The organism is Acidimicrobiales bacterium, assembly GCA_022452145.1.
GTDB lineage: Bacteria > Actinomycetota > Acidimicrobiia > Acidimicrobiales > MedAcidi-G1 > UBA9410.
In genome coordinates this window covers 29,003-50,156 of sequence record JAKURY010000003.1, presented here as the reverse complement: position 1 = coordinate 50,156, position 21,154 = coordinate 29,003, and the positions used below count along the sequence as shown (strand labels likewise).

Here is a 21,154-nt window from a genome sequence, read left to right as displayed (position 1 = left end):
TCCGATGACGTCCCGGTCGCTCGGATCACCGGCATCCCGTGGCTGGCTGAGCGGGCCTGTCGGGCCCGGCAGGTCCCGACTCGGAGTCCGCTGGCTGGCCGTCGGCGTCGCATCGGTCCTGGTCGCCGCAGTGGTGGGCGTGGCCACCGGGCCGGTTTCCATACCCGTCTGGCATGTAGTCCTGGAGCTGGTCGACCGACTCCCCCTCGTGGACGTCGACTCCTCGCTGTCGGTCGCTGAACGGGCGATCGTCTGGGACCTGCGCGCCCCGAGGGTGGTGCTCGGCCTCCTGGTCGGAGCCCTTCTGGCCGGATCGGGTGCTGCCTATCAGGGGGTATTCCGCAACCCCCTGGCCGATCCCTACCTCCTGGGAATCGCCGCCGGAGCCGGCCTGGGCGCAACCATCGCCATCGTGGCCAGACTCCAGGACGCAATCGGCTTCATCGACCCGGTTCCGCTGGCGGCCTTCGCCGGAGCCCTCCTGGCGGTCGCAGCAGCCGGCACCCTCAGCGTCCGCCGGGGAAAGACCGGGTCGCCGGCCACCCTCATCCTCGCCGGTGTGGCCGTGGCCAACTTCTTCACCGCCATCCAGACCTTCATCCAGCAGCAGAACTCGGAGACCCTCCAGCAGGTCTTCGCATGGATCCTCGGGCGCCTATCGACCGCCGGCTGGGGAGAGGTGCGCCTTCTGGTTCCTTACGCAGCCATCTGCATGGCCGGCCTGCTGCTGTCGGTCGGTTCGCTGGACGTCCTGGCCGTCGGAGACGAGGAGGCCACGACACTCGGCCTCCGGCCACGAACCATCCGGAGGCTGGTGCTCATGACGGCGTCGTTGGGCGCGGCTGCGGCCGTGGCGGTCAGCGGCCTCATCGGCTTCGTTGGACTCGTCGTTCCCCACGCCGTTCGCATGGTCGCAGGATCCAGCCACCGACGGGTCATCCCGCTCTCCCTGCTCTTCGGCGCAGCATTCCTGGCCCTGGCCGACGTGGTCGCCCGAACGGTGCGGTCTCCCGCCGAGCTGCCCATAGGCGTGATCACCGCCTTCATAGGCGCACCGTTCTTCCTGCTCATCCTGCGACGACAATCCACGGCATGAGGGCAGCAGACCGCTCCGTGCAGGTGGCATGGTCAGACGTCTCGGTGGTGCTCGGGAATCGGACCGTCCTCGACGGCTTCGACCTCTCCGTCACGGGCGGATCCTGGCTGGTGGTAATCGGACCCAATGGTGCTGGCAAGACATCCCTGATGCGGACCCTCGCCGGCACCCTGCCCTATACCGGCACGGTCCGGATCGGAGACGATGACGCCAGCGGGATACAGAATCGGGAACGCTCCCGCCGACTGGCCGTGGTCCCCCAGCATCCCGTCATTCCCCCGGGGATCGGGGTGTTCGACTACGCCCTACTGGGTCGCTCCCCCCACCAGGGCCTGCGGTTCTCGGCCTCGGAAATGGACCGCAGCCGAACCCTCGAAGTCCTGCAGAGGTTGGAACTGGATGACTTCATGGACCGGAGCGTGGACACGTTGTCCGGCGGTGAACGCCAGCGGGTGGTGGTAGCGCGCGCCCTGGTCCAGGACACGCCAATCCTGGTACTGGACGAGCCCACCTCGTTCCTGGACCTCGGCCACCAACTTGAGGTACTGGAGCTGATCGCCGAACTCAGGACCGAGCGGTCCCTGACCGTCGTAAGCACCCTCCACGACCTGACGGTCGTGGGACAGTTCGCCGACAGGATCGCCGTACTGGACGGTGGTCGCCTCATCACGCACGGAACTCCGGCAGAGGTCATCACCCCCGGGATCATCGCCGACCACTGGGGGGTCCACGCCCACACCGAGGTCGACGAGGACGGTTCTGTGACGGTGACGGTACGACGCAGGCAGTCGACCTGAGGTCAGCCGACCTGCCAGTCGACGCGGGGACAGTCGGACCACAGCCGCTCCAGGTCGTAGAAGGCCCGGAACTCCTCGTCCAGGACGTGCACGACGAAGCCGCCGAAGTCCATCAGCACCCAGCGGTGGTCGTCACGACCCTCGACCCTGACCGGCTTCGGACCGTCCAGGATCGTCAGCTGGTCCTCGACCTCCTTGGCGATGGCCCGGACCTGCCGGGAGGTCACCGCGCTGGAGATGACGAAAAAGTCGGTTACCGAGATCACGTCGCCCACCTCGATAATGACGGTGTCCCGCCCCAGCCTGTCGTCTGCCGCCCTGGCCGCATGGCGGGCCCAGTCGGCCAGGGTGGGAACGTGGTCGTCCGCCGTGGAGCGGTCCGGGGAGGGCTGTGGCATCGGGCCGCCGAGGCTATCCGGCTGGCCGGAAGTCGGCTCCTATGACGACAGTCAGGTCGGCCACCGGACTAGCCATCTCGTCGAAGATCACACCGGCCCCCAGGAGCGCCGCCAGGGCGTTGGCCGCCTCAGCCTGGGCCGGGTCGCGGTGGATCACCCGGGTCTGGATCGCCCCGTCGTGGCGGTAGTTGCCCACCACCGCCAACTCCACACCGGCCCGTAGCACGGCTTCGCGGGCAGGGGCATCCAGCGACGGGTCGCCGGTGCCGTTCAGGAGTCGGACCGTGGGTAGCCGGCCCGGGACCAGCGGCACGGGGAACGGGAACATGGCGACCACCAGGTCGTCCAGCGCCGTCCCGTCGACCACCATCGAGGAGCCATCGATCGCCCACGGACTGGTGACGACCCTCACCGGACCGGTGGCCACCGTGACCAGCAGGTGGACCAGGTCCAGGTCGAGCACCGGGAGGTTGGCCGCCGGGTCCCCGACCCCGACCTGGTCCATCCAACCGGTCCACCATTCCCGTTGCCGGGCCAGCCGGTCCACACCGCCGACATCGTCCACGAAGCCCAGGAGGTCGACGACCTCTGCCGGCGCCACGGCCACAGTTCCGGCTGGGAACCGCACCACCGATGTACCGTCGGCCGCCGTGGCCACGAGCTCCCCGGGTAGTTCGACCACTACCGCCGGCGAGGCACCGGCGAGGTTCTCCCACCGGGTGGGAGTCAACAGCGCAGTCCCGGTGACCCCCACGCCCATCAGTTTGGTCACCGACGCCCGGACCGTCTCGACTCCACCCTCGCGGTGGCGGTCGACCAACCGGCACGGCTGCGCGGCGCATCCCGACGCGCTGGCCTCCGAGGGCACCAGGAGGACCGTGCCTCCACCTCCGGTCCGGTCGGTAGCGGCTATGACGGCGACCTGAACCAGTTCGCCCGCGGCATCCTCGGTCACCACCAGCATGGACCAGGTCTGCTCCACGAACGCCTCGAAGCCCGGCGCGGACTGATCGGTGACCGCCTCGCGCGTCCTGCCCTCCTCGCTGTCCAGGATCGTGCCGAGGCCGTCCATCAGGAGCCATCCCGACCAAAGGACGAGAACCGCGACCACCGCCGGGAAGCCCCACCGCCAGCCTGCCGAGAGGGGTGGTGCAGGCCGTCGCCGCTCCGAAGGCGACCCGTGGGCCATCTCCTCCGGGAGACCGTCGTCCATCCGTCCGTCGCTCACCGACCCGCCCCGTACAGGCCGTGTGCCCGGATGATCTCCGCCACACCGCCCGGGACCCCGTCGCCCACCTCACCTGTGGCGGCGATGACCTCCCTGAGGTCGTTGCTGGCCAGGTCCGGGAAGGATCCCCCCAGGACCCGATGCTCCCAACCGGCCGGCGGTCGGCAGTCCTCGTACCCCGGTCGCTCCATGACCACGATCGTCGCACGTCGACGCAGCTCGTCAGGGCGCGCCCACGTGTCCAGCCCGGGGGCAATGTCGCTGCCCAGCAGGAGGAACAGCTCGGCCCCGGCGTGCACCTCGCCATAGTGGGTCAGCGTGTCCGCGGTGTACGACGGCCCACCCCGCTGTATCTCCACGTCGTCCACCTGAACACTGTCCAGTCCAACCACGGCCTCCCGGGTCATGGCCAGGCGAACCTCTGCCGGTGAGACCTCCTCGGCGGTTCCGGCCATCGCCCCGACGGTCTTCTGCCAGGGATCGTTGGCTACCACGAAGACCACCACGTCGAGGTCGAGGGACCGACGGGCGTCTAGGGCGGCAGCCGTGTGTCCCAGGTGCGGGGGGTCGAAGGTTCCTCCCAGGATGCCGATCCGGCGCGGCGGGACGGGGGGCTCGGAGCCTGGCACGGACCGATGCTACTGACCGCCGAGCGGTATTCCGGGCGACCCGCCTGCCGGAGCGGCCCGTTACAGACCCGGCGTACACCCCTGTTGACCTGCACGGATGGCTCGGAGGCGGAGTATGCAGCCACAGTATGACGAACGTCATAGGAAACCGGGGTTCACAGCGCGCGCCATCTGTGCTTGACTATTCGTTAGACGAAGCCACCGGAAAGACGCATTGAACGGTTCGGATGGATCGTCGCCTTCCCTGAAATCCCCTCCCGGCCGCGGCGCGCGTCGTGGGCCAGAACGAATGAGATGTGAGCGAAAATGAGTGATTCCGTAGGCCAGTACCTGAACGAGATCGGCATGGTACCTCTCCTGAACGCCCAGGAGGAGCGGGAACTGTCCCAGATCATCGAGCGCGGCGCCGAGGCCCGCGCCAAGAAGGCGGCCGGTGAGTCCGACCGCCAGATCGAGCGGTCGATCAGGGCCGCTGCACGGGCCAAGGACCGCTTCATCCGTGCCAACCTCCGCCTCGTGGTGAGCGTCGCCCGCCGCTACCCCCTGCCGCCCGGCATGGAGCTGCTCGACCTCATCCAGGAGGGCAACCTCGGCCTCGAGCACGCCGTCGACAAGTTCGACTGGCGCAAGGGCTTCAAGTTCTCGACCTATGCCACCTTCTGGATCCGCCAGGCCATCGGCCGGGCACTCGACCAGAAGGCCAGCCTGGTGCGCCTCCCCGGCGACCGTTCGGCCAGCCTCCGGGCCGCCCTGCGGGCCGTATCCGGCAACGGCGACGAGTTGGACGAGGAGCATGCACGGCTGCACCGCCTGACCACCCCCACCTCTCTGGACCGAACCATCGGCGACGACGACAGCAACGAGTTGGTGGACCTGCTCCCCGACGCCGCTCCCGGGCCGGAGATCGAGGTCATGGCCATGGCCGAGAACGAGATGGCCACCCAACTGCTGGACGTCCTGGACTCCAGGGCCCGCTACGCCGTAGAGCAGCGCTTCGGCCTGACCGACGGTCGCAAGCGCAGCTACCGCGAGGTCGGCGAGGAGTTGGGTGTCACCGCCGAGGCGGCCCGCCGCCTGGTCAAGCGTGCGGTGATCACCGTACGGGACCGGGCCACCGAGGTCATCGACGCCGCCTGAACCCCCACGGGCCCTCCACCCACCGCGGGCCATCCAAATAGCCCGCGGCCCCATGACGGGTCGCCCGTAGGCTGGACCCCGTGAGCACGAGCACCACCCCACGCCCTTCCACCGACTGGGATCCCCGGTCCTGGCGGGGTCGTGTCGCCCTCCAGCAGCCCCAATGGCCGGATGCCGAGGCCCACCAGCAGGTGCTCAACCAGCTGGGCGTCCTACCGCCGCTGGTCTTCGCCGGCGAGTCCCGTGAGCTGACCGAGAGGCTGGCCGCCGTGGCCAACGGCGATGCCTTCCTCCTGCAGGCCGGCGACTGCGCCGAGTCCTTCGACACCGTCGCTGACTCCATCCGGGACCGACTGCGTGTCATCCTGCAGATGGCAGTCATCCTCACCTACTTCACCGGGGTACCGGTGGTGAAGATCGGTCGCATCGCCGGACAGTTCGCCAAGCCGCGTTCCAGCGACACCGAGACCATCGACGGCATCGAGCTGCCGGCATTCCGCGGGCACATCGTCAACGACGTCGGCTTCACAGCCGGGGAGCGCACCGCCGACCCCGAGCGCCTCCTCACGGCCTACAACAGGGCCGCCGCCACACTTAACCTCCTTCGGGCGTTCACCAAGGGCGGCTTCGCCTCCCTCTCGAGCGTCCACCAGTGGAACCGCGAGTTCGTGGCGGCCAGCCCCGCCGGCCAGCGCTACGAGGCCCTGGCCGACGAGATCGATCGGGCCGTGCAGTTCATGTCCGCATGCGGCATCAACAGCGACACCCTGACCGACCTCCGCCAGGTCGACTTCTACACCAGCCACGAGGCTCTCCTCCTCGACTACGAGGAGGCGCTCACCCGTCAGGACTCCCTGACCGGCGACTGGTACGACTGCTCGGCCCACATGCTCTGGATCGGTGAGCGCACCCGACAGCTGGACGGCGCACATGTGGAGTTCCTGCGCGGCGTCCAAAACCCACTGGGTTGCAAGGTCGGTCCGGCGGCCAGCGCCGACGAAGTCCTGGGCCTCTGCGAGGCCCTGAACCCCGACCGCCAACCGGGCCGGCTCACGCTCATAACCCGCATGGGGGCCACCAAGGTCGTCGACCTCCTGCCTCCCCTGTTGTCAGCCGTCCAGGAGGCCGGCCACCCCGTGGTGTGGGTGTGCGATCCCATGCACGGCAACACGTTCACCGCCGACGATGGTCGCAAGACCCGCCACTTCGAGGACGTGCTGGCCGAGGTGTCCGGGTTCTTCGCCGCCCACAGGTACGTCGGCACCCACCCGGGCGGCGTCCACCTGGAGTTGACCGGCGACGACGTCACCGAATGCCTGGGAGGTGGAGCCGAGGTGGCCACCAGCAACCTGGGCGACCGCTACGAGACGATGTGCGATCCCCGGCTGAACGGCAGCCAGAGCATCGAGCTGGCCTTCCGCCTCGCCGAACTCCTTCGCGACGGAGCTCGTTGACTGGACCCGCTCCGGAGCCACACGTCGTGGCCGTCAGCCCTCAGACGAGATTCTCGACGAAGCCCTCCAACTGACGGAGGTTGCGCACCTCGTGCACGCCCTCGCACCAGGTGCCGTACTCCCCCACGATCGAGTCTCCGGTGTCCCAGTAGGCCCTCGGTTCGGGGTTCAGCCAGAACACCTTGCGTGCCCGGTGCTGGAGCTCCTTGAGGATCCACGACTGCGAGGCGTGGTAGTTGTTCCGGGCGTCGCCCAGGATCAGGACCGTGGTCTTGGGACCCACGTCCTTGCCGTACCTCTCCCAGAAGACGCCGAAGGCGTGCCCGTAGTCGGAGTGCCCGTCGACCCAGACCACGTCGGCCTCGGTGTTGACACGGTGCACGGCCTCGCCGATGTCCTCCACCCCCTCGAAGAAGCCGGTCACCTCGTCCATGCCGTCAATGAACACGAACGACCTGACCTTGGAGAACTGGCCGCTGAGGGCGTAGACGAGGTGCAGGGTGAAGCGGGCAAAGGCGGCCACCGAACCAGAGATGTCAGCCACCACCATTATCTCCGGCTTTGCCGGGCGGGGGAACTTGAACTTGGGCTCGGCCGGCACGCCGCCGTAGCTCAGCGAGTGACGCATCGTGCTGCGGAAGTCCAGCGGACCCTTCCGGCCGTGCCGCCGCTTGCGAGCCAACCGGACGGCCAGCTTGCGGGTCAGCGGGTAGATGGCCTTGCGGAGGTTGGCCATCTCCTCCCGCGAGGCGTGCATGAAGTCGACGTCCTCGGGTAGCGGCTTGCGAAGGGTCCTGGCCATGGCCTCGACCCCCCGGTCGGCCACCAGGCGGCGGCGGATCTCGGCCTCTATCTCCTGCTTCAGGCGGTTCAGGCGGTCGCTGAACTCGTCCCGCTCGAGCCGCTGTTCCAGTGGGGTGAGCGGGGCGGGAGCCTCTTCCTGAGCCGCCTCCATGAGCCGGTCCAACATCTCGTCGAGGTCCAAGTTCCTGAGCGTGCGGTACAGGTAGTAGGTGCCACCGACCGGCCGCCCCGGCTCCATCCCGGCGAAGCGCATCACGGCCTGCCGGGCCAGGGCGCGGAGCATCGCCTCGTCGCCGCCCATGAGCGCCCTGAAGAGCATCTCGGCCAACTGTTCAGGCGTGAGGGCTGACATGCCGCCACCACCGCCACCGCCGGCCTGCCCATCGCCGGGCATCGTCGCGTTCTCGTCGTCGTCCGAAGGGTCGCCCGACCCGGCACCGTCGACGATCTGGTACTCGGGGCCACGCAGTGAGAAGTAGACCTCGAACACCACCTCGAAGGCCCGCCAGTGGCTGTGGTTCTTGACCAGCGTGGCACCAAGGGCGTACTTGAACGCCTCGCGGTCCTCGATGGGGATGTGGGTGACCGCCTCCATGGCGTCCAGGTTCTCGGTCAGGCTGACCGGAAGCCCGGCGTTGCGAAGCTCGACGATGAAGCCGCTCAGGAGGTCCAGGAGCGGCTGGTCCGTCGGCGGAGCGGGAGCAGGGCCGGTGACTGTCACTGTCTGGACCGGGACGATCGCCTCAGGAGGCGTTCCCGGCCAACTCCGCGGGGTTGTCGGCAAACTCCTTGACGACCTTCTCAATATCGGTGCGGTACTTGAGCAGCACGTTCGCCGTGTCGGTCGCCGTCTTGGCGTCGATCTGCTCGATTCCCAGCAGCACCAGGGTGCGGGCCCAGTCCAGGGTCTCGGACACCGACGGGTTCTTCTTGAGGTCCAGTTGGCGGATGGACCTCACGATGCGCGCCACCTGGTCGGCCAGATTCACGTCGACCCCGGGCACCTTGGTCGAGACGATCTCACGCTCGCGCTCCAGGTCCGGGTAGTCGATGTAGAGGTAGAGGCAGCGGCGCTTGAGCGCCTCGGAGAGCTCCCTGGTGCCGTTCGAGGTCAGGAACACCAGGGGAACCTGCCTGGCCTCGACGGTGCCCAACTCCGGTATCGACACCTGGTAATCGGAGAGGATCTCCAGCAGCAGGGCCTCGGTCTCCACCTCCACCCTGTCCACCTCGTCGATGAGCAGGACGACCGGATCCTCGGCCCGGATGGCCTCCAGCAGCGGCCGGGTCAGCAGGAACTCCTCGGAGAACAGGTCGTCCTCCACTTCGCTCCAGCTGGCGTCGTCGCCCTCGGCCTGGATGCGCAGCAGCTGCTTCTTGTAGTTCCACTCGTAGAGGGCCTTGGCCTCGTCGAGGCCCTCGTAGCACTGCAGGCGGATGAGGCGGGCGCCGGCGATCTCCGCCACGCTCTTGGCCAACTGCGTCTTGCCGGTTCCGGCCGGGCCCTCGACCAGCACCGGCTTGCCGAGGCGGTCGGCCAGGTACACCACGCCGGCGATCCCGTCGTCAGCGAGGTAGTTGACGTCGGCCAGGGCGCTACGTACCGCCGCCAGGTCGGAGAACCGTTCGGGTTGTTCGATCATGCGGCGAGGCTACCGACCGGCCTGTTCCGCTACGGCATCCGGAACAGAGGCCATTCCGGCCGATCAGATGCCACCGAGGCGTGGCCGACCGGCCTCCACCGGGTGGGGGTTCCTCAGCCGCGGGTCTGGCCGTCTCCCCGGACCACGTACTTCTCGGTGGTCAGCTGCTCCAGGCCCATAGGGCCCCGGGCGTGCAGCTTCTGCGTGCTAATACCGATCTCGGCGCCGAATCCGAACTCCTCGCCGTCCACGAATCGGGTCGAGGCGTTGACGAGCACGGCCGCCGCATCCACCTCGGACGTGAAGCGGGCCGCGGCGGCGTGGTCCGTCGTGACGATGGCCTCGCTGTGGCCGGAACCCGTCTCGTTGATGTGACCGATCGCCTCGTCCAGGTCGTCGACCACCCGGACCGAGAGCTTCATCTCGCCGTACTCGGTCGTCCAGTCGGCATCTGTCGCCACGCCCATGGCCGGCACTACCTCCCGGGCCCGGTCGTCACCCACCAGCTCGACATCGCCCAGCGCGGCGACGGCCATCGGGAGGAACCGGTCGGCCACCCCGACGTGAACAACCAGGCTCTCCGCGGCATTGCACACCGATGGCCGCTGCGTCTTGGCGTTCACCAGGATGTCGGTGGCCATCTCCAGGTCGGCCGCCTCATCCACGTACACGTGGCAGTTGCCGTCGCCGTCGATCACGTAGGGGACCGTCGCGTTGTCCAGGATGGAACGGATCAGCGACGGGCCACCCCTGGGTATGAGGCAGTCGATGTAGCCCCGTTGCTGCATGAACTCGATGGCAGCCCCGCGGCCCGCGTCGTCCACCAGCACCAGGGCGTCGGCGGGCAGTCCGACCTCAACCAGCGCCGCCCGGATGCTCGCAGCTACCGCCAGGTTGGAGGCCAGGGCGCCCGAGGAGCCCCGTAGGAAGGCCACGTTTCCCGCCTTCAGGCACAACCCGAAGGCATCGCTGGTCACGTTGGGGCGGTTCTCGTAGATGATGGCCACCACCCCCAGGGGAACACGGACCTTGGTGAAGTGCAGGCCGTTGGGGCGGACCCACTCGGCGGTCACCCGGCCCACGGGATCCGGCAGCCCGGCGACCTGACGGAGGCCGGACGCCATGCTGGCGATGCGGTCGGGATCCAGTCGCAGCCGATCCAGGAAGCCCGTGGCCATGCCGTCGGCCTCGCCGCGGGCCACGTCATCGGCGTTGGCGGCAAGCAGGTCACCGACGTCGGCCTCCAGGCGATCGGCGGCAGCCAGCAGCGCTGCGTCCTTCAGGTCGGTCGAGGCGCGGGCCAGGACAGGGGCGACGGCCCGGGCCCGGCGGGCCAGGTCGGGTATCGAAGTCGTGGCCGCTGACATGGTCGTCAGGCTACCCAGCGCTCTCGAGGCGTCGGTCGGCAGGTCCGGGCCGCGGGTACCGTGGCGTCGATGGCCCCGGACCGCAACGATGCGTCGAACCGACCAGGCGGCCGGGGCTCCTCGGCGGTCGCCGCGGGAATAGCCCTGTCCCGGCTGTCGGGGCTGCTGCGCGAGTCGCTCCTCCGATCCGTGCTGGCCCTGGGCCCGGCCGCCGACGCCTTCGCCGCCGCCCTGCGGATCCCCAACCTCCTGCAGAACCTGCTGGGCGAGGGCTCGCTCTCGGCGTCCTTCATCCCCGTCTACAGCCGCCTACTCGGCGAGGGCCGTGACGACGAGGCGGGCCGGGTGGCCGGCGCCGTGGCCGGGCTGCTCGCCGCCCTGGCCGGTGGACTCGTCGTGGTCTCCATCCTGGCGGCCCGACCGCTGGCCGTCCTGCTGGCACCGGGCTTCGAGGGTCGGCGCCTCGACCTGACAGTCGACCTCCTGCGGATCACCACCGGGGGCCTGGGCCTGCTGGTGCTGTCGGCCTGGTGCCTTGGCGTCCTGAACAGCCATGGTCGCTTCTTCCTTCCGTATGTGGCGCCGGTCCTCTGGAATGCCGCCCAGGTGATGATCCTGGCGGTCGCGGCCTTCGGCGACTGGTCGCCACGAGGGGCCGCCATTGCCTTGGCATGGGGACTGGTGGCCGGTGGTGCCCTGCAGTTCGGCGTGCAGGCAGTCGCCGTCTGGCGGCTCGCCCCGGACCTGCGACCGTCGTTCGGCCGGGGAAACGCCGCGGTGGCCGACGTACGGCGGCGCTTCGGGCCGGCGGTTCTGGGACGGGGCGTGCTGCAGCTCTCCGGCTACCTCGACCTCGTCCTGGCCTCGCTCCTGGTCACCGGTGCGGTGGCCGGGCTGCTCTCGGCACAGATGCTCTACGCGCTTCCGGTGGCCCTGTTCGCCACGAGCGTGGCAGTCGCCGAACTCCCCGAGATGTCACGCCTGGCCTCCGGCCTGGCCGACCGGGCGCTGGCCGCCCGACGCAGGACCGCCTTCTTCGTGGCCTTCTGCACCGTCGCCTACCTGGTGCTGGGCGAGTCCATCGTCGGCGCCCTGTTCGGCTGGGGGGCCTTCGATGCCGACGACACGCGGGCCGTCGCTCTTGTGCTGGCGGCCTATTCCCTAGGCCTCCCGGCGGTTGCTTCCTCGAAGATCTTCCAGAACACCCTCTACGCCGTAGGCGACACGAGCGGCCCCGCGCGGATTGCCGCAGCCCGGGTGGGCCTGGCCGCCGTCGTGGGAATCGCCCTGATGTTCCCGCTGGACCGGATCGCCGCCCACGGCGGCGCCCTGCTCACGCTCGACGGCGTCGGCTGGTTCGGGCCGCTGAACGCCGGCATCCGGACCGGATCACCGGATCCACACCTGGGTGCGGTTGGCCTGGCCCTCGGATCGGCCTGCGCCGCCTGGCTGGAGCTGGCACTCCTGAGCCGTCGCTGCCGCAGATCCGTGGACGGAACCTCCGGCCCGACCGCAGTCATGTCCCGTCTGGCCCCGGCCACGGGTGCTGCGGTGGTGGTGGCCCTCGGCGTCAGATGGGCCACCGATGGCCTCCCCGCGATCGCAGCGGCGCCCATCGGTCTGGCCGTCGCCGGCTGCACCTACGTGCTGGTGGCCTCGGCGACCGGCGTGGACGAGGCGAACCTGGTGATCGGTCCCCTCCGTCGTCGCCTCCGCCGCTGATCTCCCGTCCGTCACCGCCTCCGCCACTGGCCCCGCAAGCGGGTCCCTGACAGATCAGGCCGGGAGCACCACCAGGTCGTCGGCGTGTATTGCCTCGTGCGCCATGCCGTCCGGCAGGGCGGAGGTACGCAGCCCGATGTGGGCCCGTAGCAGGGCGGAGTCGTGTCGCACGATGCCCTTGGCGAACACCATTCCCGAGGGATCGCAGACCTCGACGGCGGACCCGGCCTCGTAGGTGCCGTCGACCCGGACCACGCCGGCCGGAAGCAGCGAAACCCTTCTCCCCTCCAGCGCCCGTCGGGCCCCGGCGTCCACCGTGATCCGGCCGCTCGAGCCGACGGCAAAGGCGATCCAGAGGCGACGGGCGCCGAGGTTGGCCTCCCGGGGACGTACGACCGTCCCCACGCCCGAAGCCCCGTCGCAGGCATCGACCATCACGCCGTCGCGGCCAGCGTCGGCGATGACGGTCCTGACACCCGACCAGCTGGCGATCTTGGCGGCGGCCAGCTTGGATGCCATGCCACCGCTGCCCCTCACCGAACCGGCCGCTCCGGCAAGGCCCTCCATCTCCTTGTCGATCTCGATGATCTCCTCGATCAGCGAGGCTCCGGCATCCATCCGGGGATCGGCGGTGAACAGGCCTGGGGTGTCTGTCAGCAGCACCAGGGTGGAGGCCTCGACCAGGTGTGCCACCAGGGCGGCGATGCGGTCGTTGTCGCCGAACCGGATCTCGTCGTCGGCAATGGCGTCGTTCTCGTTCACCACCGGCACCACGCCCAGGTCCAGTAGGCGGTTCAGCGTGCCCCGGGCGTGCAGGTACTGGGCCCGGACGAAGAAGTCCAGGGGGGCCAGGAGGACCTGCCCGGCCCTCAGGCCGTGCCTACCCAGCTCCTCCCGGTAGGTGCGGATCAGGGCTCCCTGGCCTACCGCCGACACGGCCTGGAGGGTCACCGGATCCCGTGGACGGCGATCGCCGCCGAGGCCCAACTCGGGCAGGCCGGCGGCGATCGCCCCCGATGTCACGACGACCACGCGCCGGCCGCTGGCCCGCAGGGCCGCCACCTCGTCGCACAGCTTGGCCACCATGGCGCGATCGATGATGCCCTCGTCGTCGGTTATCGACGAGGTCCCGATCTTCACTACGGCGGTGTCGTCCCGTCGCGCCATCAGTCCTCTTCGTAGGTGAACTCGAGCCGACCGATTCGGACCGACTCGCCGTCCCGCACCCCCGCCCGGGCCAGTGCCCGGTCGACGCCCATTGATTTCAGGCGGTCATGCAGGTAGTACAGCGCATCCGGGTTGGTCAAGTCGTTCAGGTTCGCCACTCGCGCCACCCTGCGGTCGGTGACCTCCCATGTTCCGTCCTCGCCCCTCTCCACGTTCACGTCCTCGGTGGCGGGGCGGTGGACCACCACGGCCGGCCTCTCGGCCGGGACCACCCTGGCCTCGGCGGCGAGGTCGGCCAGGCGGTGGACCAGCGGATCCAGCCCCTCGCCGGTCATGGCCGATATCCGGTTGCCCTCGAAGGCCACGTCGGCGTCAGCCACGTCCGACCTCGACCCAACCGTCAGGCGGGGGCGGTCCAGGAGCTCGGGTCGATACGCCTCGAGTTCGGACAGCAGGACCGCGACCTGACGGTCGGGAGCCTCCATGGCGGTGGGGGCCAGATCTACCATCATCAGGAGGACTCGGGCCCGCTCCACATGGCGAAGGAACCTGTGGCCGAGTCCCCTGCCCTCGCTGGCACCTTCGATGAGCCCGGGGATGTCGGCCACCACGAACTCCGGGCGACCGTCGGGCCGGACCACGCCGAGGTTCGGTTCCAGCGTCGTGAACGGATAGTCGGCGATCCGGGGCTTCGCCGCCGAGATCCGCGAGATGAGGGTGCTCTTGCCGACGTTCGGGTATCCAACAAGGGCCACGTCGGCCATGAGGCGGAGTTCGAGGCGCAACCAGCGCTCCTCCCCCTCCTCCCCCTGTTCGGCGAAGGTCGGGGCCCGCCGCCTGTTGCTCAGGAACTTGGCGTTGCCACGACCCCCCTGACCGGCCTCCGCGGCCAGCCAGCGGTCACCGTGGTGCAGTAGGTCGGCCAGCAGTTCTCCGCTGTAGAGGTCGTGCACAGTGGTCCCCTCCGGGACCTTGACCACCAAGTCGGCGGCGGCCCGCCCGTGGCGCTTCCCACCCGACCCGTGGGTGCCGCTCCCGGCACGGCGGTGCGGATGGTCGCGGAAGGCCAGGAGGGACGCCACGTTGTGGTCGGCCTCCATCCACACGCCGCCGCCGTCGCCGCCGTCGCCGCCGTCCGGCCCGCCCTTGGGGACGTGGGCCTCTCGACGGAACGACACCGCTCCCGCCCCTCCGTCGCCGCCGCGCACGTTGAGCCCGCATTCGTCGACGAACTGGGACATGGCGACGAGCCTACTGAGGCAGCCCACCAGGCCCGATGGACTTCCATCCTCCCTAGGGTGGTCCGGTGACAGATTGGGACAACTCCGCCGAGCAGCACTCCCCAACCGACAGGGCGAGGACCTGGGCGTCGACCATGGACGGCCACGCCGACGACCGCCTTCGTACCGCCCACCACGACAGCCATGCGAACATCGAAATCGCCCCGCCAGTGGGACGTCCGGCACGGGAGGGGTTCGACGGCGTGGTCCTGGCCGACGGGGCCACCTGTGCCGTCGGCGCCGGCGACCGCCGGATCGCCGAGGAGCCCGACCCGTTCCGGACGTGCTTCGAGCGCGACCGGGACCGGATCCTCCACGCAACGGCGTTCCGGCGCCTGGCCGGCAAGACCCAGGTGTTCGTGTTTCCCGAGGACCACCAGCGGTCGCGACTGACCCACGCCCTCGAGGTGGCCCAGGTGGCCCGGGCCATCGCCACCAGCCTCGGCCTGAACGTGCCCCTCACCGAGGCCATCGCCCTGGGACACGACTGCGGCCACGGGCCGGGTGGACACGCCAGCGAGGACGCCCTGACCCCGTATGTGGACGGCGGCTACGACCACGCCCGGTGGGGAGCCGATGTGACCCTGGCACCACTCAACCTCTGCCGGGAGACGCTCGACGGCATCCGCAACCACTCGTGGTCGCGCCCCGCACCGTCCACGCCGGAGGGAGAGGTGGTCAGCTGGGCGGACCGGATCGCCTACGTCTGCCACGACTTCGAGGACGCCGAACACACCGGAATCGTGGCCGCACACGAGCTTCCCGAGCTGGTCCGGGAGCGATGTGGAACCACCCGCCGTGAGCAGTTGGCAGTCTTCATAGGCGGCGTGGTCACCGCTTCGTCGCTCGGCGGCCGCATCGGCATGGACGCCGACACGGCCGATGCCCTGAGCGCCTTCCGGAACTTCGACTACGAGCGGATCTACCTCCGCCCGGCATCGGTCGACCAGGCCTCCCGGGTCATCGACCTGCTGCAGGCCCTCGTCGACCATTTCGCAGCCAACCCGGCTGATCTGCCGTCAGACGCGCTACCGGGATCGGAGGAGCCGGGTGGCGACGCCGTCCGACTCGCCGCGGTCCGCCACGTCAGCGGCATGACCGACCGCTACGCCTGTCGGAGCGCGGTTCGCCTCCTGGGCTGGGATGTCGAACGGCTCCCCGCTGGCCTGGACTTCGCCAGGTAGGTCGGCACGGCGCCCGATCACCCGATGACTCCGCCCGCTACGCGAAACGACGCACCGCCCCGGGGCAATGCGTCGTGGATCGTGGGCCCGGAGGCGCCCGGATAGATCAGTCGGTGAGGATGTCCACCAGCTTGCGACCGGCACGCCGACCGAACTTCACCACGCCGTCTGCGGTGGCGAACAGGGTGTCGTCGTTGCCCCGGCCCACGTTGGCGCCCGGATGTATCTTCGTACCCCGCTGGCGGATGATGATGCTGCCGGCGGTCACCCGACCACCGTCGTAGACCTTGACGCCGAGTCGCTGGGAGTTGGAGTCGCGGCCGTTGCGGGTCGAGCCACCGCCCTTGGTCTTGGACATGTCGTCAGCCCCTCGTGATCCCGGTGATCTCTATCTCGGCCAGGTGCTGGCGGTGTCCCCACCGGCGACGCTGGTTGCTCTTGTTCTTGTAGGTGAAAGCCCGGATCTTCGGACCCTTGGCGTCGGCCACGATGCGGGCCGACACGCTGGACCCTGCGAGGGCCTCCGGGGTGGCGAGCACATCGTCACCGTCGACCACCATCACGGTCGTCAACTGGACCTCGGTGTCGACGTCCCCGAGCCGTTCGACGAGGACCCGTTGGCCCTCTTCTACCCGATACTGCTTTCCACCGGTGGCGATCACTGCGTACATAGTGCCCTCAGGCTATCCGGGGCCATCGGCGGCGCAACCGCCCCAGGAACCACCCGGGTGTGACGGTTGCCCCCTGTCGGCCGTCCGACGTGGTGGTCCCGGTCCTCAGCGCCGGCCGGCCCGGCCGGAACCCGCCAGCAGGTCGTCGTCCAGGATCCGCGCACGGCCCCCACAGTCGGCGCAGGCCGTACTGAAAGACTCAAGCAGGCCCTCCCCGATGCGCTTCCGGGTCATCTCCACGATGCCCAGCTCAGAGATGTCGAACACCTGCGTCCTCGTCTTGTCCCGCGCCAGGGCGTCGCGCAGCGTGGTGGCCACGGCCTCACGGTTGGCCCTGACCTCCATGTCGACGAAGTCGATCACGATGATCCCGCCGATATCCCTAAGGCGGAGCTGCCTTGCGACCTCCTCGGCGGCCTCCAGATTGTTTCGGAACACCGTCTCCTCGAGGCTGGACCGACCAACGTTCTTGCCGGTGTTTACATCGACCACCGTCAGGGCCTCGGTGTGTTCGATGATGAGCGAACCGCCCGAGGGCAGCCAGACCTTGCGATCCAGTGCCTTGCGGAGCTGTTCGTGCACGTGGTGCCTCTCGAACAGCGGCAGCGACTCGGTCTCGGGGTCGTGGTAGGTGATCCGGTCCACCAGGGCCGGGTTGACGCTGTCGACGTAGGTCCGGACCCGCTCGTACATCTCCGCATCGTCGATCACCACCCCCCGGAAGTCCTTGTTGAACTCCTCGCGTATGTAGCGGAAGGCCATCTCGGGCTCCCGGTAGAGGAGGCTCGGGGCCTGGGACCTCTCGGCGAGCGCCTCGATATCGTCCCACTGTCTGAGCAGCCGGCGGACGTCCCGCTCGACCTCTTCGGTGGTGATGTTCTCGGCAGCGGTGCGCACGATGATCCCGTGCTGCTTCGGCTTCACCCGGTCCAGGATCGACCGCAGGCGCTTTCGCTCCGCCTCGGGCAGGCGCTTGGAGATCCCGAAGGTGGTGCTGTTGGGTACGAGCACCACAAACCGCCCCGGGAGGGAGACCTCCTGGGTCAGGCGGGCGCCCTTGTGGGCGATCGGGTTCTTGGTCACCTGGGTGAGGATCGTCTGTCGGGCCTTCAGCACCTGCTCGATCCGGGGTCGACCCTTGCCGTCGAAGTCGGCATCCGAGTACTGGACGTCGCCCCTGTAGAGCACGGCGTTCTTGGGGGTCCCGATATCCACGAAGGCCGCCTCCATGCCCGGCAGGACGTTCTGTACCTTCGACAGGTACACGTTTCCGTGGATCTCGCTGACGTCGTCGGCCGGACGGGACAGGTAGTGCTCGATGAGCTGTCGACCCTCCATCACGGCAATCTGCGTGACGCCGCCGCTCACGCTGACACACATGAGGTAGCGCCCGATGGGCTTCCCACGGCGCTCGCGTCCGCGGCGTCGCTTCAGGGTGTCCTCGTCGAGCTCCAGGCGGGCGTCGTCGGTGACCGCCTCGACCGGCCGATTGCCCTGCCTCTGGCGACCCTTCTGGTCCGGTCGCCCGTCTCCGGAGGGTCGGCCCTCGCCGCCTCCACCTGAACGGTCACGGCCGCCGCGCCGGCGTCGGCGCTTACGCCCACCACCAGACCCGGGCTGGTCCTGAGCGCCGCCTCCGCCGGGAGCCGGTTGGCTGTCACCAACCCGGGGTGCAGGTCGACTGTCGCCGATCTGCGGCTTTCGGCCGCTTCCCGGTGCAGGTCGGCTGTCGCCGACCTTCGGGGGCCTGGCCGCCTCAGCGACCTCTGGTTTCGTCTTGCCTGACGTACGGCCCGTGTCGGCCTGTCGTTCGTCGCCCGTGTTCTCGGACATTTCTGGTTTCCCTTCTCATCACGCCGGCACCCTGGCCGACGGGGCAGGAACGGTCGGGGCCATCAGTGGCTCCTCGCGACCGTCTCCCTGCGACATCCATTGGTTCATCCTGCACACAGTCCGGGCCGTCAACGGCGGATCCATCGCCGCCAACAGCTCAGTCGGCCTGAGTGCCCGAGGCTGGGTCCCCAGGTCGGCTGAGAGCCGGATCCCGGTTTCCGTCGTCCCGGTGACGTCCAGCGCCAGCACATGGGGCCTGAGGTCCTCGACCACCGGCTTTCCCTTGCGTTCGCGCTCGACGACAATCTCCTCGCGGGAAAGCACGCCAGCCACCCACGCATCCATGTACTCCCGGTCGACGTCGTCGACCTCTATCGCCCAGGTGCAGGAGGTGACGGCCTGCTGAAGCGAATCACCCTTCTCCACCGGTGCGACCGCGACGACGTCAAGGCCCACGGGCAGCGCCGCCGTGAGTCGGGCGGCGAGGTCCACACCCCGCACGGCTGTCCAGTCTCCGTCCTCGTCCGACAACTCCAGGTCAAGGAACTCGGCCTCGGACTCATGGCCTGTCGAGAGCGCCAGCCCGAACGACAGCTTCGGCCGTGGGGAGAATCCCTGGCTATAGGCCACCGACACGCCCACCCGTCGCAGGGCCCGCTCCCATATCCGGGCGACATCCCGGTGGCTGATGAAGCGGACCTTCCCCTTCTTGGAGTACCTGATCCGGAGCCGCATCAGGCGCCCACCATCTCGGCGCTGCGGTCCGGGTCGGTGCGCCTCGTCAGCGTCACCGGCACGTTGCCCCCCGAGTCCAGGTCTTGTCCCGTTCCCTGGCTCCCACCCGCCGGCGGCACCGCGGAGGCCACGACGTGCTCGATTCCGTAGCCGGTGCAGGCCCCGCAGTCGTAGCACGGAATCCAACGGCAGTCCTCCAGGCCCAGCTCGTCGAGTGCGTCCCGCCAGTCCTGCCAGAGGAAGTCCTTGTGGAGCCCCGCCGAGAGGTGGTCCCAGGGGAGGACCTCCTGTTCGGTCCGGTGCCGGTAGACAAGGTCCTCGAAGGAGAGGCCGTGGCGCTCCAGTGCGGCCTCCCAGAGCCGGACGTCGAAGTGCTCGCTCCACTCCTGGAACACCCCACCGGCACGCCACACGTCCTCGATGACCCTGCCCAGCCGTCGATCTCCCCGGCTCATGAGACCCTCGACGACCGACGCCCGGGCATCGTGCCACTTCAACTGGACACCCCGGTAGCCCTTCGGATCCCGCTTCAACTCATCGCGCAGCAGGCCAACCTTACGCCGCAGCTCAACCTCGGTGTTCTGGCCGAACCACTGGAACGGCGTGAACGGCTTTGGCACGAAGCCACCGACCGACACCGTCACCGACGGGCTGCGCAGGTGCCGGCGACCCACCTCGATGCAGTTCCGAGCCATCTTCAGGATCGCCAGGGTGTCCTCATCGGTCTCGGTCGGGAGCCCGGTCAGGAAGTAGAGCTTCACACGTCGCCAGCCCTGCGAGTAGGCCGATTCGACGGCCGCATACAGGTCCTCCTCGGTGATGAGCTTGTTGATCACCTGGCGCATCCGCCACGTCCCGGCCTCCGGAGCGAAGGTCAACCCGGTCCGGCGGGCCCGCTGGATCTCGGCCGCTATTCCCACGGTGAAGGCGTCCACCCGAAGGCTGGGCAGCGATACCGAGACCTGGCCACAGGAGTCGTCGGCCACCGCTGCGGCCACCACCTCCTGGATCCCGCTGAAGTCGGCCGTGCTCAACGAGGTGAGCGAAACCTCGTCGTAGCCGGTCCGCCGCAGGCCCTCGGCCACCATGGTCCGCACCTGCTCGGCAGGGCGCTCGCGCACCGGTCGCGTGATCATCCCGGCCTGGCAGAACCGGCACCCCCTGGTACACCCACGGAAGACCTCTACGTTGAGGCGGTCGTGGACCACCTCGGTGAGCGGCACCAGCTGACGCTTCGGGTACGGCCAGTCGGCCAGGTCTGCCACCGTGCGCTTCTCCACTACCGGCGGTGCGTCGCCGATCGGCGTGACGCCGGTCAACAGGCCGGCATTGAAGCCCACCCGGTAGAGGGATGGCACGTAGACCCCGCTGACACCGGAGAGGGCACGCAGCAGATCCGCGCGTGATCCGGACCCGGTGGCCTTCCATGCCGCCACCACGTCGGTGATCTCGCCGACCACCTCCTCGCCGTCGCCCAGGACGGCCGCATCCACGAAGTCGGCCATCGGCTCCGGGTTGTAGGAACAGTGCCCTCCGACGAGCACCAACGGGTGGTCGGGTCCGCGCTCGACTGCCCGGATCGGCAAGCCGGCCAGGTCGAGGCACTCCAAGACGTTCGTGTAGACGAGTTCAGCCGCCAGGTTGAAGGCCAGGATGTCGAACTCGCCGGCAGGCCTATGGGTGTCCACCGAGAACAGCGGGAGGCCCTCGCGGCGCAGCACCTCTGCCATGTCGGTCCACGGCGCGTAGCTCCGCTCGGCCACCGCACCGGGCCGTTCGTTGAGGATCTCGTACAGGATCTGCAGACCCTGGTTTGGGAGGCCTACCTCGTAGGTGTCCGGGTAGAGGAGGAGCCAGGCCACCGCTTCGGGGTGGTGGTCCGGGACGGTCATCCCGTCCTCACATCCGATGTAGCGGGCCGGCTTCTGGACCTCGCCGAGAACACGTTCGAGTTCGGACCAGAGCGAACTCATGATGAAACCAGCGTACCGACCCGACCCGGGATCGGT

19 protein-coding genes are annotated in these 21,154 nt (G+C 69.1%); 6 read left to right on the top strand and 13 right to left on the bottom strand.

Going from position 1 to position 21,154, the window contains the following annotated elements; all coding sequences use genetic code 11:
- The first annotated feature begins 4 nt into the window (after positions 1-4).
- Both MK177_01445 and MK177_01440 read left to right on the top strand, forming a co-directional pair.
- On the top strand, positions 5-1,096 hold the full coding sequence (locus MK177_01445; GenBank protein ID MCH2425978.1) for an iron ABC transporter permease: 1,092 nt from the start codon (positions 5-7) through the stop codon (positions 1,094-1,096).
- On the top strand, positions 1,093-1,893 hold the full coding sequence (locus MK177_01440; protein ID MCH2425977.1) for an ABC transporter ATP-binding protein: 801 nt from the start codon (positions 1,093-1,095) through the stop codon (positions 1,891-1,893). Before MK177_01445 ends, MK177_01440 begins: the two co-directional genes overlap by 4 nt.
- A gap of 2 nt (positions 1,894-1,895) precedes the next feature.
- Here MK177_01440 and rsfS read toward each other — a convergent pair whose 3' ends face one another.
- The 3 genes from rsfS to MK177_01425 are packed head-to-tail and all read right to left on the bottom strand — an operon-like array spanning position 1,896 to position 4,148.
- Positions 1,896-2,291 carry a ribosome silencing factor gene (gene rsfS, locus MK177_01435; GenBank protein MCH2425976.1) on the bottom strand — a complete coding sequence of 132 codons (396 nt, stop codon included), beginning with the start codon at positions 2,289-2,291 and terminating at the stop codon, positions 1,896-1,898.
- A gap of 13 nt (positions 2,292-2,304) precedes the next feature.
- The gene (locus MK177_01430; protein MCH2425975.1) at positions 2,305-3,519 is read right to left on the bottom strand and encodes a LytR C-terminal domain-containing protein; all 1,215 of its coding nucleotides are present in this window, start codon (positions 3,517-3,519) and stop codon (positions 2,305-2,307) included.
- Entirely contained in the window at positions 3,516-4,148 is a 633-nt protein-coding gene (locus MK177_01425; GenBank protein MCH2425974.1) for a nicotinate-nicotinamide nucleotide adenylyltransferase, read from the bottom strand. The genes MK177_01430 and MK177_01425 overlap by 4 nt, the downstream gene beginning before the upstream one ends.
- 306 nt (positions 4,149-4,454) lie before the next feature.
- Here MK177_01425 and MK177_01420 point away from each other — a divergent pair, with 306 nt between their 5' ends.
- On the top strand, positions 4,455-5,285 hold the full coding sequence (locus tag MK177_01420; GenBank protein ID MCH2425973.1) for a sigma-70 family RNA polymerase sigma factor: 831 nt from the start codon (positions 4,455-4,457) through the stop codon (positions 5,283-5,285).
- Between the two features lie 80 nt (positions 5,286-5,365).
- On the top strand, positions 5,366-6,739 hold the full coding sequence (locus MK177_01415; protein ID MCH2425972.1) for a 3-deoxy-7-phosphoheptulonate synthase class II: 1,374 nt from the start codon (positions 5,366-5,368) through the stop codon (positions 6,737-6,739).
- A 40-nt stretch (positions 6,740-6,779) separates the two neighbouring features.
- Here the strand turns inward: MK177_01415 and MK177_01410 are convergent, their stop codons facing one another.
- The 3 genes from MK177_01410 to MK177_01400 all read right to left on the bottom strand — a co-directional run bounded on the left by MK177_01410 (position 6,780) and on the right by MK177_01400 (position 10,553).
- Positions 6,780-8,264, bottom strand: coding sequence for a VWA domain-containing protein (locus tag MK177_01410; GenBank protein ID MCH2425971.1), 1,485 nt, complete (start codon positions 8,262-8,264; stop codon positions 6,780-6,782).
- 22 nt (positions 8,265-8,286) lie between these two features.
- On the bottom strand, positions 8,287-9,186 hold the full coding sequence (locus tag MK177_01405) for a MoxR family ATPase (GenBank protein MCH2425970.1): 900 nt from the start codon (positions 9,184-9,186) through the stop codon (positions 8,287-8,289).
- A 113-nt stretch (positions 9,187-9,299) separates the two neighbouring features.
- Positions 9,300-10,553 (bottom strand): glutamate-5-semialdehyde dehydrogenase, encoded by a 1,254-nt coding sequence (locus MK177_01400; protein ID MCH2425969.1) that lies wholly within the window; start codon positions 10,551-10,553, stop codon positions 9,300-9,302.
- Positions 10,554-10,622: 69 nt separating this feature from the next.
- Here MK177_01400 and murJ point away from each other — a divergent pair, with 69 nt between their 5' ends.
- Positions 10,623-12,275: a murein biosynthesis integral membrane protein MurJ gene (gene murJ, locus MK177_01395; GenBank protein ID MCH2425968.1), complete on the top strand. Its 1,653-nt coding sequence runs from the start codon at positions 10,623-10,625 to the stop codon at positions 12,273-12,275.
- Between the two features lie 54 nt (positions 12,276-12,329).
- On the opposite strand, the gene proB is transcribed toward murJ, so the two are convergent.
- Positions 12,330-13,442, bottom strand: coding sequence for a glutamate 5-kinase (gene proB / locus MK177_01390; protein ID MCH2425967.1), 1,113 nt, complete (start codon positions 13,440-13,442; stop codon positions 12,330-12,332).
- Positions 13,442-14,683: a GTPase ObgE gene (gene obgE, locus MK177_01385; protein MCH2425966.1), complete on the bottom strand. Its 1,242-nt coding sequence runs from the start codon at positions 14,681-14,683 to the stop codon at positions 13,442-13,444. Before obgE ends, proB begins: the two co-directional genes overlap by 1 nt.
- A 65-nt stretch (positions 14,684-14,748) precedes the next feature.
- Here obgE and MK177_01380 point away from each other — a divergent pair, with 65 nt between their 5' ends.
- Entirely contained in the window at positions 14,749-15,906 is a 1,158-nt protein-coding gene (locus MK177_01380) for an HD domain-containing protein (GenBank protein MCH2425965.1), read from the top strand.
- A 106-nt stretch (positions 15,907-16,012) separates the two neighbouring features.
- On the opposite strand, the gene rpmA is transcribed toward MK177_01380, so the two are convergent.
- The 5 genes from rpmA to MK177_01355 form a co-directional block, all read right to left on the bottom strand.
- On the bottom strand, positions 16,013-16,264 hold the full coding sequence (gene rpmA / locus MK177_01375) for a 50S ribosomal protein L27 (protein MCH2425964.1): 252 nt from the start codon (positions 16,262-16,264) through the stop codon (positions 16,013-16,015).
- A gap of 4 nt (positions 16,265-16,268) precedes the next feature.
- On the bottom strand, positions 16,269-16,577 hold the full coding sequence (gene rplU / locus MK177_01370; GenBank protein MCH2425963.1) for a 50S ribosomal protein L21: 309 nt from the start codon (positions 16,575-16,577) through the stop codon (positions 16,269-16,271).
- A 105-nt stretch (positions 16,578-16,682) separates the two neighbouring features.
- Positions 16,683-17,945: an Rne/Rng family ribonuclease gene (locus tag MK177_01365; GenBank protein ID MCH2425962.1), complete on the bottom strand. Its 1,263-nt coding sequence runs from the start codon at positions 17,943-17,945 to the stop codon at positions 16,683-16,685.
- Positions 17,946-18,428: 483 nt separating this feature from the next.
- Complete coding sequence (locus MK177_01360; protein ID MCH2425961.1) at positions 18,429-19,145, bottom strand: TIGR03936 family radical SAM-associated protein; 717 nt, start codon at positions 19,143-19,145, stop codon at positions 18,429-18,431.
- Positions 19,145-21,118, bottom strand: coding sequence for a TIGR03960 family B12-binding radical SAM protein (locus MK177_01355; protein MCH2425960.1), 1,974 nt, complete (start codon positions 21,116-21,118; stop codon positions 19,145-19,147). The genes MK177_01360 and MK177_01355 overlap by 1 nt, the downstream gene beginning before the upstream one ends.
- Positions 21,119-21,154 lie beyond the last annotated feature (36 nt).

Coding starts and splice junctions, on each gene's coding strand:
- MK177_01445 (MCH2425978.1), top strand. CDS start 5: ATGACGTCCCGGTCGCTCGGATCACCGGCATCCCGTGGCTGGCTGAGC.
- MK177_01440 (MCH2425977.1), top strand. CDS start 1,093: ATGAGGGCAGCAGACCGCTCCGTGCAGGTGGCATGGTCAGACGTCTCG.
- rsfS (MCH2425976.1), bottom strand. CDS start 2,291: ATGCCACAGCCCTCCCCGGACCGCTCCACGGCGGACGACCACGTTCCC.
- MK177_01420 (MCH2425973.1), top strand. CDS start 4,455: ATGAGTGATTCCGTAGGCCAGTACCTGAACGAGATCGGCATGGTACCT.
- MK177_01405 (MCH2425970.1), bottom strand. CDS start 9,186: ATGATCGAACAACCCGAACGGTTCTCCGACCTGGCGGCGGTACGTAGC.
- MK177_01400 (MCH2425969.1), bottom strand. CDS start 10,553: ATGTCAGCGGCCACGACTTCGATACCCGACCTGGCCCGCCGGGCCCGG.
- murJ (MCH2425968.1), top strand. CDS start 10,623: ATGGCCCCGGACCGCAACGATGCGTCGAACCGACCAGGCGGCCGGGGC.
- proB (MCH2425967.1), bottom strand. CDS start 13,442: ATGGCGCGACGGGACGACACCGCCGTAGTGAAGATCGGGACCTCGTCG.
- obgE (MCH2425966.1), bottom strand. CDS start 14,683: ATGTCCCAGTTCGTCGACGAATGCGGGCTCAACGTGCGCGGCGGCGAC.
- rpmA (MCH2425964.1), bottom strand. CDS start 16,264: ATGTCCAAGACCAAGGGCGGTGGCTCGACCCGCAACGGCCGCGACTCC.
- rplU (MCH2425963.1), bottom strand. CDS start 16,577: ATGTACGCAGTGATCGCCACCGGTGGAAAGCAGTATCGGGTAGAAGAG.
- MK177_01360 (MCH2425961.1), bottom strand. CDS start 19,145: ATGCGGCTCCGGATCAGGTACTCCAAGAAGGGGAAGGTCCGCTTCATC.
- MK177_01355 (MCH2425960.1), bottom strand. CDS start 21,118: ATGAGTTCGCTCTGGTCCGAACTCGAACGTGTTCTCGGCGAGGTCCAG.